Origin of the sequence: Oerskovia sp. Root918, assembly GCF_001428945.1 — a bacterium.
Lineage (GTDB): Bacteria > Actinomycetota > Actinomycetes > Actinomycetales > Cellulomonadaceae > Oerskovia > Oerskovia enterophila.
Genome location: NZ_LMJG01000013.1, coordinates 279,118 through 292,180, shown reverse-complemented (window position 1 = coordinate 292,180; position 13,063 = coordinate 279,118). Strand labels below are relative to the sequence as shown.

Annotated in this window: 12 protein-coding genes; 5 read left to right on the top strand and 7 right to left on the bottom strand. The window is 71.2% G+C overall.

The features are described from left to right. Positions 1–10: 10 nt before the first annotated feature. Complete coding sequence (locus ASE27_RS12500; protein ID WP_056650690.1) at positions 11–985, bottom strand: Ku protein; 975 nt, start codon at positions 983–985, stop codon at positions 11–13. Between the two features lie 141 nt (positions 986–1,126). Here ASE27_RS12500 and ASE27_RS12495 point away from each other — a divergent pair, with 141 nt between their 5' ends. Then, positions 1,127–1,429 carry a DUF1905 domain-containing protein gene (locus ASE27_RS12495; protein WP_056650687.1) on the top strand — a complete coding sequence of 101 codons (303 nt, stop codon included), beginning with the start codon at positions 1,127–1,129 and terminating at the stop codon, positions 1,427–1,429. On the opposite strand, the gene ASE27_RS12490 is transcribed toward ASE27_RS12495, so the two are convergent. Then, entirely contained in the window at positions 1,426–2,229 is an 804-nt protein-coding gene (locus tag ASE27_RS12490; protein ID WP_082608922.1) for a GTP pyrophosphokinase family protein, read from the bottom strand. The two genes, ASE27_RS12495 and ASE27_RS12490, sit on opposite strands and share 4 nt — an antisense overlap. A 250-nt stretch (positions 2,230–2,479) precedes the next feature. Between ASE27_RS12490 and ASE27_RS12485 the strand changes: the two genes are divergently transcribed. Both ASE27_RS12485 and ASE27_RS12480 read left to right on the top strand, forming a co-directional pair. Continuing rightward, positions 2,480–3,091, top strand: coding sequence for a TetR/AcrR family transcriptional regulator (locus ASE27_RS12485; RefSeq protein ID WP_056650684.1), 612 nt, complete (start codon positions 2,480–2,482; stop codon positions 3,089–3,091). 114 nt (positions 3,092–3,205) lie between these two features. Then, a complete protein-coding gene (locus ASE27_RS12480; RefSeq protein WP_056650681.1) occupies positions 3,206–4,168 on the top strand; it encodes a DUF5692 family protein in 963 nt (320 codons plus the stop codon). Between the two features lie 82 nt (positions 4,169–4,250). On the opposite strand, the gene ASE27_RS12475 is transcribed toward ASE27_RS12480, so the two are convergent. The 4 genes from ASE27_RS12475 to ASE27_RS12460 form a co-directional block, all read right to left on the bottom strand. Beyond that, positions 4,251–4,550, bottom strand: coding sequence for a hypothetical protein (locus tag ASE27_RS12475; protein WP_157257588.1), 300 nt, complete (start codon positions 4,548–4,550; stop codon positions 4,251–4,253). Positions 4,551–4,771: 221 nt separating this feature from the next. Then, positions 4,772–6,478, bottom strand: coding sequence for an MDR family MFS transporter (locus ASE27_RS12470; RefSeq protein ID WP_082608882.1), 1,707 nt, complete (start codon positions 6,476–6,478; stop codon positions 4,772–4,774). Then, complete coding sequence (locus ASE27_RS12465; RefSeq protein WP_056650677.1) at positions 6,475–7,116, bottom strand: TetR/AcrR family transcriptional regulator; 642 nt, start codon at positions 7,114–7,116, stop codon at positions 6,475–6,477. Before ASE27_RS12465 ends, ASE27_RS12470 begins: the two co-directional genes overlap by 4 nt. A gap of 151 nt (positions 7,117–7,267) precedes the next feature. Further along, a complete protein-coding gene (locus ASE27_RS12460; RefSeq protein WP_056650674.1) occupies positions 7,268–8,071 on the bottom strand; it encodes an SDR family NAD(P)-dependent oxidoreductase in 804 nt (267 codons plus the stop codon). A 202-nt stretch (positions 8,072–8,273) separates the two neighbouring features. On the opposite strand from ASE27_RS12460, the gene ASE27_RS12455 reads away from it, so the two are divergent. Continuing rightward, positions 8,274–10,874 carry an ATP-dependent DNA ligase gene (locus ASE27_RS12455; RefSeq protein ID WP_056650671.1) on the top strand — a complete coding sequence of 867 codons (2,601 nt, stop codon included), beginning with the start codon at positions 8,274–8,276 and terminating at the stop codon, positions 10,872–10,874. A gap of 4 nt (positions 10,875–10,878) precedes the next feature. On the opposite strand, the gene ASE27_RS12450 is transcribed toward ASE27_RS12455, so the two are convergent. Further along, on the bottom strand, positions 10,879–11,556 hold the full coding sequence (locus ASE27_RS12450; protein ID WP_056650666.1) for a GntR family transcriptional regulator: 678 nt from the start codon (positions 11,554–11,556) through the stop codon (positions 10,879–10,881). A 114-nt stretch (positions 11,557–11,670) separates the two neighbouring features. Between ASE27_RS12450 and ASE27_RS12445 the strand changes: the two genes are divergently transcribed. Next, positions 11,671–12,909: an amidohydrolase gene (locus ASE27_RS12445; RefSeq protein WP_056650664.1), complete on the top strand. Its 1,239-nt coding sequence runs from the start codon at positions 11,671–11,673 to the stop codon at positions 12,907–12,909. The last annotated feature ends 154 nt before the right edge of the window (positions 12,910–13,063 follow it).

Genomic DNA, 13,063 nt, shown 5'->3' with positions numbered 1-13,063 from the left:
CCAGGGCTCGTCACGCCGAGGCCTTCTTGCGCGTCGTCTTCTTCGCGGGTTCCTTCGTCGAGGCGGGCGCCTTGGTCGAGGCGGCCTTGCCGCCCGAGGCGCGCGACGCCGTCGGGCGCTCGCTCTTCTTCTTCGTGGTGCCCGACGACGCAGCCTCCTTCGCTGGCACCTCACCCTTGGCGTCACCCGACTTCTTGCCGCGCGAGCTCTCGACGCTGCGGCGCAGCGCCTCCATCAGGTCGATGACCTCGGCGCCGTCGCCGCCCTTCTCCTCCTGCTCGCCGAAGGTCTCTTCGGTGCTGAACGTGTCCCCTGCTTCGATCTTGGCCTCGATGAGCTGGCGGAGCTGGGCCTGGTAGTCGTCCTGGTACTCCTCGGGCGTGAAGTCGGCCGCGAACGACTCGACGAGCTGCGACGACATCGCGAGCTCCTTGGCGCTGACCTTCGCGGGCTCGTCGAGCGTCGGGAACGCGGCCTCGCGCACCTCGTCGGCCCACAGCAGCGTCTGCAGCACCAGCACGTCGTCGCGCACGCGCAGCGCCGCGAGCCGCGTGCGCTGGCGCAGCGCGAACTTCACGATCGCGGTGCGGTCGGTCTCCTCGAGCGTGCGGCGCAGCAGCACGTAGGCCTTGTTCGAGGAGGAGTCGGGCTCGAGGTAGTAGCTGCGGTCCAGGAGCATGGGGTCGATCTGGTCGGTGGGCACGAACTCGACGACCTCGACCTCGCGACTCCGCTCGGCGGGCAGCGACCCCAGGTCCTCGGCCGTGAGCACGACCGTGCGCTCGCCGTCGTCGTACGCCTTGTCGATGTGCTCGTACGCCACGACCTCGCCGCAGACCTCGCACCGTCGCTGGTAGCGGATCCGACCGCCGTCCTTGTCGTGCACCTGGTGCAGCGGCACGTCGTGGTCCTCGGTCGCCGAGTACACCTTGATCGGCACGTTGACGAGACCGAACGTGATGGCACCCTTCCAGATGGCCCTCATGTCTCCATGGTGCTCCCGGGGCCGGGGGCTGGCGAGTCGTCAGACCATCTGGAGCCGGTGGTGCGGGCCCACGGGCAGCTCGACCCCGATCACGTCGCCGACCGTCTCGCCCCTGTGGGCGGCGCCCGGCATCATGGGCGCATGGCCGGCACCAGGTACGAGTTCGAGGCGGAGCTGTGGCGCTGGACCGCACGCAGCGACACGTGGGTCTTCGCGGCCCTGCCCACCGACGTCAGCGACGAGATCGCCGACTCCCCGCTGCCTCCGGCCGGGTTCGGGTCGGTCAAGGTCGAGGTCACGCTCGGCGGCTCGCGCTGGTCGACGTCGGTCTTCCCCGACGCGGAGCGCAGGACGTTCGTGCTGCCCGTCAAGGCCGCGGTGCGTCGGCGCGAGGCGGTCGACGTCGGGGACACCGTGCGGATCGCGGTCGAGACGCTGATCTAGCCCGCGACCCCTGAGGCGCCGCCGGTGCCCTCGGAACCGGGAGCGTCCGTGGCGCCCTGCCCTCCCCCCGTGCCCCGCAGGTAGGAGTCGAGCAGGTCCCACGAGGGCGTGAACGGTCCCGCCACCTTCTCCGTCTCGGGGCGGAGGTCCACGGTGTCGCGAGAGTGCTGGAGCACCTCGTCGTGCAGTCGCTCCATCTTCTCGTCGAGCGCGGAGGCCGCGAGCGAGGCCTCCTTGAGCTCGTCGAGCAGGCGCTGCGGGACGGCCTTGTCGTACTTGTAGTAGATCTTGTGCTCGAGGCTGGCCCAGAAGTCCATGGCGATGGTGCGGATCTGGATCTCGACGACCACGGGCTGCACGCGGTCTGACAGGAACACGGGCACCTCGACGATCAGGTGCAGGCTCTTGTACCCGTTGCCCTTGGGGTGGGAGATGTAGTCGCGCTCCTCGAGCACCACGAGGTCCTGCTGCGCCGCGATCATGTCGCGGACCTTGTAGATGTCGGACACGAAGCTGCACGTGACGCGCACGCCCGCGATGTCGAAGATCTCGGCACGCAGGGCCTCGATCGTCAGGTCCACGCCCTTGCGCCGCGCCTTGGCGAGCAGCGACTCGGGCGACTTGAGGCGCGAGGACACGTGCTCGATCGGGTTGTACTCGTGGGCGTAGGCGAACTCGTCGCGCAGGATGGTGATCTTGGTCATCACCTCGTCCATGCCGAACCGGTACGTCATCATCAGCCGCGTGAAGTGCTCCCGCAGGGCCCGTAGCTCTGCCCCGACCTGGGGTTCACCGCTCATGAGTTCCTCGCTGCTCGTGCTGACACCGACCATCTACCGTCGCACACCGCGCACCCCCGGAGGGACCACGTCCGCCCTCGCCCCCGGGCCGTCTCACGTCGTGGCGCGGGCCGAGGCAAGGGGCACTGCCCGGTCGCGGGCCCAACGGCCCAGTTCTCCGGGACCTACGTCCTGACCTGCCGGAACACTGTTGACGCTGTGTCAATAGCGGTCCTAGCGTCGGTGTCATCAGCTCGGGAAGGAGCCCCAGATGACCGACGCCACGAGGCCCAGACGCCGTCGTTCGGCGCCCGAGGTGCGGGCCGAGGAGATCGTCCTCGCGGCGCGCGACCTCTTCGCCGAGCAGGGCATCGCCCACACCTCGACCAAGGACGTCGCCGAGCGGGCGGGCGTCGCGCGAGGGCTCGTCTACTACTACTTCCCCGACAAGGACACGCTCGTCGACGCGGTGCTCGAGGGGTACGTCACCGAGTTCGTCGAGGCCGTGCACGCGTGGGACGCGGCCCGCGAGCCGGGCAACATCGACAAGGCGCTCGTCGACTGCGTCGCGATGTTCCGCACCCACCTGCGGTCGGTCGACCCGCTGCGCGACGACCTGCAGCGCGCCGAGCACACGGGGCTGTACAACCGGTTCCTCGACCGCGCCGTGCGCGCGGTCGTCGAGTGCGTCGAGGCCACCACGGTCGAGGCCTACGCGGCCCGGCACCAGGTCCGCATCGAGCACGTGCCCGAGACGTTCTACGTCCTGGTCTACGGCCTCGTGGGCCTGGCCCGGAACTGTCCCGAGGTCGACGACGCGGTGCTCGTGACGATCGTGCGGCAGGCACTGCACCTCGAGGGGGCGCGGGCCGATTCCGAGTGACGCGACAGCACGGACCACACCGGTGCGCCGGGGTCCGCGCCCGTCCACCTGGCGCACCTCCCCCACCCGCCGGGACGACACCTGCCGTCCCGCCGTCCTGAGAAAGGGAGCGACGTGTTCCTGTTCGACTCCATCCCCTGGCAAGCCGCCGTCATGTGGTTCGTGGTGCTCGCGGCCCTCGTCGGCCTCAACGAGCTGGTCCGCTGGTCCAAGGCCGCCGCGATCGGGATCTTCATCGTCCTGCCGGTCCTGCTGACGATCTTCGTGTGGCCGCACACCGCGGGCGCCGGGTCCTCGACCGGCACCTGGTTCCACTGGGTCAAGGTGTACTCGGCCCTCGCCGGGTGCATCGGCTTCATGCTCATCCGCTACAACCCCCGCATCGCGGCCATGAAGTACGCGTTGCTGTTCCCGCCGGCGATCCTGGGCCTCAACATCCTCGAGGCCGTGATCCGCGACTTCCAGGTCTCCGGCATGCACGGCATGGTCGACGGCGTCTTCATGGTCGGCGGCTCGTGGAACGTCATGAACGGCGTCGCGGGCATCCTGAACCTGCTGACGATCTGCGGCTGGGCCGGCATCTACATCACCCGCGACCGCTTCAAGGACATGGTCTGGCCCGACATGATGTGGTTCTGGATCATCGCGTACGACCTGTGGAACTTCGCGTACGTCTACAACTGCGTGGGCGACCACGCGTTCTACGCGGGCGCGGCGCTGCTCATCAGCTGCACCATCCCGGCGTTCTTCCTGCGCAAGGGCGCCTGGCTCCAGCACCGCGCTCACACGCTCGCGTTCTGGATGATGTTCACGATGGCCGTGCCGACGTTCGTGTCGGACTCGGCGTTCGCGGTCGACTCGTCGCACAACCCGACGGCGCTGTTCGTCGTGAGCCTGGTCTCGCTCCTCGCGAACGTCGCGGTCGCGGTCTACCAGGTCAAGGTCATCGTGACCAGGCGGCGCAACCCGCTGCGCGACGAGCTGTTCACCGACCACCGGTCGTACCAGGAGCTCGCGAAAGACCGTCCCGCCCCGGGCCCCGTGGCGGCGACAGCGGGCAGCGCGGCGACGGCCTGAGGTCCCGCTCTGCGCTCACGACGACGGGTCGCCCGACACGCTGTCGGACGACCCGTCGTCGTGAGTGGGAGAGCCCACCGACTCACCAGAACCATCGTTCGGTGCCGTCGGGCGAGCAGATGGAGAGGCGCCCACGATCGGTAGCGAAGCGCCGCGCGGCCACCGCCTGGACGATCGACGACAGCTCATCCTTCGAGGCCCGGACGCTCACGTCCGTCAGCAGGACTCGAACCACCTCCCAGCCCTCTGCAAGCCGCCAGACGTCCATCGACAGATCACCGGACGCGTCGTCGTCGAAGCTGACCACCAATTCGTCTTCGCCGTCATGAACCCATACTGATTCGACCCCAGGGACCAGCGACAGCTCACCTGGAAGATCCACTGGCGCTCCTCATCCACAGCCGGACGAACTCAGATCCTTGACGCCGAAGTGCGGACCCTGCGGAGAAGGTCCGCGCCGCGAACCCGCTTGCCCCACCTGCGTTCCTGCTCGCGTCACGCGAGAGTCTCGCACGTCCTCAGAGTGCACAAGCTCTCTCCCGGACGGCGAGATGCGAAGGGACCTCCGGCCGCGGCCGGAGGTCCCTTCGTGCGCGGTGGGGACTACCGCTCGCGGTGCTGGGGCCCGCTGGTCGCGTCCTCGAGGGGCCCGACGGCGTCGCTCGCCTCGTCCTCGTCGGTCACCAGGAGCTGGCCCTCGGCCAGGGACTCCGCGGCGATCTCGTGCTCGACCGAGGTCGCGAGCGGCTTCTCGTGGACGAAGCACAGGGCGATCGCCGCGATGATCGCGAGCGGCACCATGTAGAGGAAGAGCGGCACGAGCGCCTCGTTGTAGGACTCGATCACGAGGGCGCGCACGCCGTCGGGCAGGGACTGGACCAGGTCCGGGGTGAGCGAGCCCGTCCCTCCCGCCGAGCCCGTGCCCTGCGGGAACTTCTCCGCGATGAGCGTGGTCAGGCGCGAGATGAAGACGCTGCCGACCACGGCCGAGCCCAGCGTGGCGCCGACCTGACGGAAGTAGTTGTTGGCCGCGGTCGCGGTGCCGACCTCGCGCAGGGGGAACGAGTTCTGCACGATCAGCGTGAGGATCTGCATGCTGCTGCCCAGCCCGATCCCGATCACCCCGAGGAACACGCAGATCATGGGGGTCGGGGTGTCGGCCTTGACGGTCGAGAGCAGGGCCAGGCCCACACCCAGGATCAGCGACCCGACGATCGGGAGGACCTTGTACTTCCCGGTCCGCGAGACCATCTGCCCCGTGACGACCGAGGTGACGAGCAGGGACCCCATCATGGGGATCATGAGCAGGCCCGCGACGGTCGCGCTCGCGCCGGTCGCCATCTGCAGGTACGTCGGCATGTAGCCGATCGCGCCGAACATCGCGATCCCGGTCGCGAGGGCCGCGATGGTCGTGACCGTGAAGTTGCGGTCTGCGAACAGGTGCAGCGGGATGATCGGCTCGTCGGCACACTTCTCGACGAGCACGAACGCCACGGCGGCCACGACGGCCAGCGCGATGAGCCCGAGGATCGTCGCCGAGCCCCACGCGTACTGCGAGCCGCCCCAGGTCCCGACCAGCACGATCGCCGTGGTGGCCACGGCCATGAGGGCCATGCCGAAGTAGTCGTGGCGCACGCGCTCGGGGCCACGCTGCTTCTTGGGCAGGTGCAGCAGGAAGATCGCGGCGAGCGCTGCGAGGATGCCCAGCGGGATGTTGATCCAGAACACCCAGCGCCAGCCCGGCCCCTCGGTGAACCATCCGCCGAGCAGCGGGCCGGCGACCGAGGAGACCGCGAAGACGGCGCCCATGATCCCCATGTACCTGCCGCGCTCGCGTGCGGGGATGACGTCGGCGATCGCGGCCTGCGACAGGATCATGAGACCTCCGCCGCCCAGGCCCTGGACCGTGCGGCCCACGATCAGCATGTTCATGTCGCCCGCGACGGCGCCGATCACCGAGCCCGCCATGAACAGCAGGATCGCGGTGATCAGGAGGGGCTTGCGCCCCAGGACGTCGGAGATCTTGCCGTAGATCGGCATGGTGATGGTCGAGGCGAGGATGAAGGCCGTGATGACCCAGCTCATGTGCTCGACGCCGTTGAGCTCGCCCACGATCGTCGGCAGCGCGCTCGAGAGCACGGTCTGGTTGAGTGACGCGAGCAGCATGGTGACCATGAGGCCCATGAAGAGCAGGACGATCCCGCGGTCCTTCTGCGCGACCGGTGCTGCGGGCGCTGCCTGGCCGGGCGCGGTGGGAGCCGCGCCTCGCGTGGGTGCCGGCGTGCTGCCGGCTCGGGTGGGGTTGGTCATAGCGTGGCCTCGAAGACCTCTCGGAAGATGGTGATCGCTTCGCTGATCTCGGCTTCGGCGTCGGCGTCGCTCAGGGCGGCTCCGGGGTCGCGCGAGTACGCGAAGCGCATGATGGTGCCGGCGAGCATGAGGAGCGCTCGCGCGGTGTCGGGGCTGTCGGGCAGGCCCAGCGACGCGAGCTCGCTGAACCCCGTCCCGTCCTCGGCCCGGTCGGACAGCAGGTCGTTGACGAGCCCCTCGACCTGGGAGACGTAGCCCATGGCGTGCCGCCGCAGCTCGGGGTGCTCCCGCACGAGCGCCTTGCGCTCGGCGAACGGCACACCGGGGTGCAGCGTGGACCGCAGGATCGAGAGCAGGAACCGCACGACCCGCTCGAACGCGGGCCCCTCGGTCTCCGCCCGGAAGGCTGCGAGCGCCTCGTCGGAGACGCGCGGGGGCACGAGCCCCAGGATCGCCTCTTCCTTGGTCGCGAAGTAGTTGAAGAACGTCCGCTGCGAGACACCCGCCGTGGCGGCGATCTCCTCGACGGTCGCGTGCTGGAGCCCCTTCTCACGGACCAGCGCAGCGGCTGCCTGATGGATCGTGAGCCAGGTCTCGGCGCGCTTGCGGTCGCGGAGGGACGTCGGGGCGTTGTGCATTACTGCACTATATGCAGCACTGCAATGATTGCACAACTGCACCTTTGCGCAGCGGGGCCTGCTGAGTGCGGAGCGGCTGTCGCCCGACGGACAGATCGACGACAGCCACGCCGCACTCAGGCGCGTCGTCGCCGCGCTCGCCGGCTCCGGTTCACATCCCCATTCCGCCGTCGACGGGAAGGCCCGCGCCGTTGACGAACCGTGCCGCGTCCGACGCGAGGAACACGACGGCGTCCGCCATGTCCTCGACCGTCCCCAGGCGTCCTGAAGGAGTCAGGTCGACCACGGCGCCGACCGCCTCCTCGGCCGAGCCGTACAGCCCCAGGGTCGCCATGTCGTTCGCGAGGCCCGCACCCATCGCGGTCGGTACGAGGCCGGGGTAGACGCAGTTGACCCGGACGCCGTAGCCGAGCTTCCCGCTCTCCATCGCGGCGACCCGCGTGAGGCGGTCGACCGCGGACTTGGTGGCCGAGTAGACGGAGATGCCGGGGAACGCGATCGTGGCCGCGACCGAGGAGACGTTCACGATCGCGCCGCCGGACCCCGCCGCCCCACCCGGGCGCATCGCCCGCAGGCCGTGCTTGATCCCGAGCGTGGTGCCGAGGACGTTCACCTCGAGCATCCGCCGGACGTCGTCGGGATCGACCTCGGTGAGCAGACCGGAGATCTCGATGCCCGCGTTGTTCACCAGGATGTCGAGGCCACCCAGGGCGTCGACCGTCGCGGCGATCGCCCGTTCCCAGTCCGGCTCCGCCGTGACGTCGAGGCGGGTGAACGCATGGTGCTGGCCTCCGCCTGACGGCAGTCCGGCCGCGACCTGCGCCCCGCTGTCCTGCAGGTCTGCGATCACGACGCTCGCGCCCGCCGCCGCGAGCGCGCGGGCCATCCCTTCGCCGAGGCCCTGGGCCCCGCCGGTGACGAGGGCCCGGCGCCCGGTGAGGTCGAACACGGTCATGGCGTCTCCTGTGGTGTCGGCAGGGCGGCCGGGACAGGGAGGACGAGCCGCCCGCGGGCCGCTCACCGCCGCCGAGACGGCCGAGAAGTGGTGCGGGTCACATGCTCGTCGAGTCCCCGGTGCCCGTCAATCGCTCGCTTCCCGCCCACCGACCGACGCCCCCCACCGAGCGCGACCACCCGCCCCGGGCAACCATGGACCCATGGCCTCCTCGACGGCGGCGCAGACCGTGAGCGTCGGCGGTCATCGCCTCAAGCTCACCAACCTGGACAAGGTCCTGTACCCCGCCACGGGCACGACCAAGGGCGAGGTCCTGGCCTACCTCGCGGCGGTCGCCGACGTCCTGCTCCCCCACGCCTCGAACAGGCCGGCGACGCGCAAACGCTGGCCCAACGGTGTCGAGGGGCCCGTGTTCTTCCAGAAGAACCTCGACGCGGGAACCCCCACGTGGGTCCGGCGCCGCACGATCCAGCACAAGCACAGCACCAACGCGTACCCGCTCGTCAACGACCTCGCGACCCTCACGTGGCTCGGGCAGATCGCCGCCCTGGAGATCCACGTGCCGCAGTGGCAGTTCGGCCGGACAGGGGTCCAGAAGAACCCCGACCGCCTGGTCCTCGACCTCGACCCCGGTGAGGGCGCGGGCCTGCCCGAGTGCGCCGAGGTCGCCCGCCTGGCCCGTGACGTGCTGCGCGGCATGGGCCTGAACCCCCTGCCCGTGACGAGCGGCTCCAAGGGCATCCACCTGTACGCGGCGCTCGACGGGCACCAGACCACCGACGAGGTCAGCGCGGTCGCGCACGAGCTCGCCCGCTACCTCGAGGCCGAGCACCCGGACCTCGTCGTGAGCGACATGAAGAAGGCGCTGCGCGGCGGCAAGGTGCTCGTCGACTGGAGCCAGAACAACGGCAACAAGACCACCATCGCGCCCTACTCGCTGCGGGGCCGCGCCCACCCCACGGTCGCGGCACCGCGCACGTGGGACGAGCTCGACGACCCCGACCTCGCACACCTCGACAAGGACGAGGTCGTCGAGCGGGTGCGGACGATCGGCGACCCCCTCGCGGCCCTCACCGCGGGCCACCTGGCCTCGCTCGAACCCACGCCCGAGCGCATGGCGACGTTCGCGCGCAAGGGGGCGACGCCGTCGGGCAGCACGCGCGGGAGCAGCGGCGAGGCCGAGCAAGGCGGCGAGGCCGACGCCGCTCCCCGGCGCGACCGCCTCGAGACCTACCGCGCCAAGCGCGACGCCTCCCGGACCCCCGAGCCCGTCCCGGGCACCGCAGAGCCGGCCGACGGGTCGCCAGGGGGCAACAGCTTCGTCATCCAGGAGCATCACGCACGCCGCCTGCACTGGGACTTCCGCCTGGAGCACGACGGAGTGCTCGTGAGCTGGGCTCTGCCGCGCGGCGAGCCGACCGACACGAAGCAGAACCACCTCGCGGTCCAGACCGAGGACCACCCGCTCGCGTACGGCTCGTTCGAAGGGACGATCCCCGCGGGCGAGTACGGCGGAGGGGAGGTGACCATCTGGGACGCGGGCACGTACGAGCTCGAGAAGTGGCGCGACGACGAGGAGGTCATCGTCACGCTGCACGGCGAGCAGCACGGCACGCGGAGGCTCGCGCTCATCCACACGGGAGGTCATCAGGAGCGCAGCTCGTCGGGCAGTGCGAGCAGAGCCGAGGAGAACAGCTGGCTCATCCATCTCATGGCCCCGCGCGACGAGGCGCACCCCCCGAAGCGAGCTGGGCACGGCAGCGCGACACTCCGCCCCGCGGGGCCCGACGACGAGCCCGCCGGGCCCGCCCTGCCCCGCCCCATGCTCGCGACCGCCGGGACGGTCGAGACGCTGACCGCCGAGGGCGACCCCGACGACTGGGCCTACGAGATGAAGTGGGACGGGTTCCGCGTGATCGCGCAGGTCACGGGCGCAGCCGACGACGCCTCGGTCCGCCTCGTGAGCCGCAGCGGCAAGGACATGACCCTGACCTACCCCGAGCTCCAGGACCTCGCGGCCCGCGTCCCTGCCGCGGACCTGCCCGTGGTCCTGGACGGCGAGATCGTGGCGCTCGACGCGCGCGGGCGGCCGAGCTTCCGCCGCCTGCAGCAGCGCGCGAACCTCACCAAGGCGGGTGACGTCGCGGCGGCCCGCGCCAAGGTCGGGGTCGAGCTCATGCTGTTCGACGCCCTGTCCGTCCGAGGGCGCTCGCTCGTCAGGCGAACGTACGACGAGCGGCGCGAGATCCTCGAGGACCTGGTCGACGGGTCGGGGATCGTGCACGTGCCGCCCGCGTTCGACGGCGACCTCGCGGGGGCCGTCGCGACGAGCAGGCAGCTCGGCCTCGAGGGTGTGGTCGCCAAGCGGCGCACGAGCACCTACACGGCAGGGCGGCGCTCGCGGAGCTGGATCAAGGTCAAGCACTCGCACACCCAGGAGGTCGTGGTGATCGGCTGGCGTCCGGGGCACGGGGACAGGTCGCACCTCGTGGGCTCGTTGCTGCTCGCGGTGCCCGACGACGAGGGGCTGCGCTACGTGGGCCGCGTCGGGTCGGGCTTCACCGAGAAGGACCGGCGCGACCTCGTGACCCGGCTCGGCCGGATCGCACGGGTCACGAACCCTGCTCTCGACGTGCCGGCCGCGGACGCCTCGGACGCCCGCTGGGTCACGCCGCACCTGGTCGGCGAGGTCGACTACGCGGACTGGACGAGCGCCCCCGAGGGCGACGGCAAGCTGCGGCACGCGGTCTGGCGCGGCTGGCGCCCGGACAAGTCGCCCGAGGACGTGCGCCGGGAGGGCTGAGCCCTCAGTCCTGCGGTGCGTCCCGTCGCGCGACCCCGCCGCGCTGGGCGAGCCGCGCGCGCGCCGCGTCGCGGCTGGTCCGCAGGTGCCCGACGGCGAGCCGCGCCGCCTCCTGCCCGTCGCCCGCGCGGATCGCGGCCAGGAGCGCACGGTGCTCGTCGACCATCTCCTGGAGGTCGACGTGCTGCCCGAGCAACCAGCGCAGCCGGCTCGCGGTGATCGCGCCGATCTCGTCGAGCAGGGGGCTCGCGGCCGTGGTCGCGACGAGCTCGTGGAAGTCGGCGCCTGCCCGGTGGGCGGCCGTCGCGTCGCCCTCCCGCGCGGCGCGCTCCTCACGGTCGAGCGCGGCCTCGAGCTCGACGAGACGCTCGGGGGTCCTGCGCTCGGCCGCGAGGCGGAACGTCAGGGTCTCGATCGCGGAGCGCACCTCGATGAGGTCCTCGACGTCGGCTTCGGTGAAGGTACGCACGACCGCCCAGGTGCGGGGGCGCGGGGTCACGAGCCCCTCGGCGATGAGCGTCTTGAGCGCGTCGCGCACCGGGACGCGGCTCACGCCGAGCTCGGTCGCGAGGTCGCGCTCGACGAGCTTGTCCCCCGGGGCCCGCTCGCCGTCGATGATCTGCTCGCGCACGATCCGGGCGACGCGCTCGGCCTCGGGCTCGAACTGCTCCGCTGGGCTCATCCCACCATTCTTCCCGGTCAGCCTCTCCAAAAATGGTATACCGTTTGAGCGCAGGCTGCTCCGGGGGGTGGGCCGGCCTGCGATCGCCGAGCACCGCCCGAGGAAGGACCTCTCATGCCCCCGTTCTCCACCACGCCGCAGGTCGCCGTGTCCGTGCTGCGCAACGTCCGCCCCTGGGGCGGCGACGCCGTCGACCTCCACGTCGCGGACGGGCGCATCACCCAGGTGACGCCCCACGTCCCGGCCGCCGAGGCGCCGTCGGGCAGCACGACCGCCGTCCCGGGTGAGGTCGACGGGCGCGGCCTCCTCGCCCTGCCCGGGTTCGTCAACGCGCACGCGCACGTCGACAAGAGCTGGTGGGGCAAGCCCTGGGTCAGCTACGGCGGCGAGGCCACCACGCAGGGGCGCATCGCGCACGAGCGCGAGCACCGCGACGAGCTCGGCATCCCCGGCGTCGACGTCACGGTCGCGGTCCTGCGCGAGTTCCTGCGCCACGGCACGACGGCGATCCGCACCCACGTCGACGTCGACCTGGGCCTCGGGCTGCGCGGCATCGACGTGGTCCGTGAGTCGCTGTTCGTGCTGGGCGGCGCGGTCGACGCCGAGATCGTCGCGTTCCCCCAGGACGGCGTCCTGCGCCGGCCCGGCGTGCTCGAGCTGCTCGACGCCGCGGCTGCCGCGGGGGCCGAGCACATCGGCGGTCTCGACCCCGCCTCGATCGACCGCGACCCCGTGACCCAGCTCGACGGGCTGTTCGAGATCGCCGAGCGGCGCGGCGTGGGGGTCGACGTCCACCTGCACGACGGCGGCGAGCTGGGCGCGTTCCAGATCGAGCTCATGATCGACCGCACGATCCGCGCCGGGCTCCAGGGCAAGGTCAACGTGGCGCACGGCTTCGCGGTCGGGCAGCTGCCCGCGACCCGCATGGCCGACCTCGTCGAGGCCATGGGCGACGCGGGCATCAGCATGACGACCGTCGCCCCGATCGGCGCCACCCCGCTCCCGCTCGACCTGCTGCGCGAGCACGGCGTGCGCGTGGGCCTGGGCACCGACGGCATCCGCGACCTGTGGGCCCCCTACGGGACGGGCGACCTGCTCGCGCTCACCACGCGCCTGGCCCAGCTCGCACGCTTCCGCTACGACGAGGACCTGGTCCGCGCGGCCCGGCTCGCGACGAGCGACGCGGGCTTCTTCGTGGGCCACGACGTCCACGACCTGGTCGTCGGGTCGCGGGCCGACGTCGTGCTGGTCGACGCCGAGAACACCCAGGACGCCGTGGTCCGCGCGCCGGCCCGTGCGCTCGTCGTCGCGGCCGGCCAGGTCGTGGCCCGCGACGGCGAGGTCCTGGTCTGACGCGTCCGCCGAGATAGAGGGCTCGCGTCGAGGTGGAGGGCTGCGACCCTCTACCTCGACGTATCCCCTCTACCTCGGCGCCAGGGGTTCCGAGGAGCACCGATGAGTTCTCGGGGGGTGCCCGGTCTACACCGACGACACCCTGTCCTCGCCG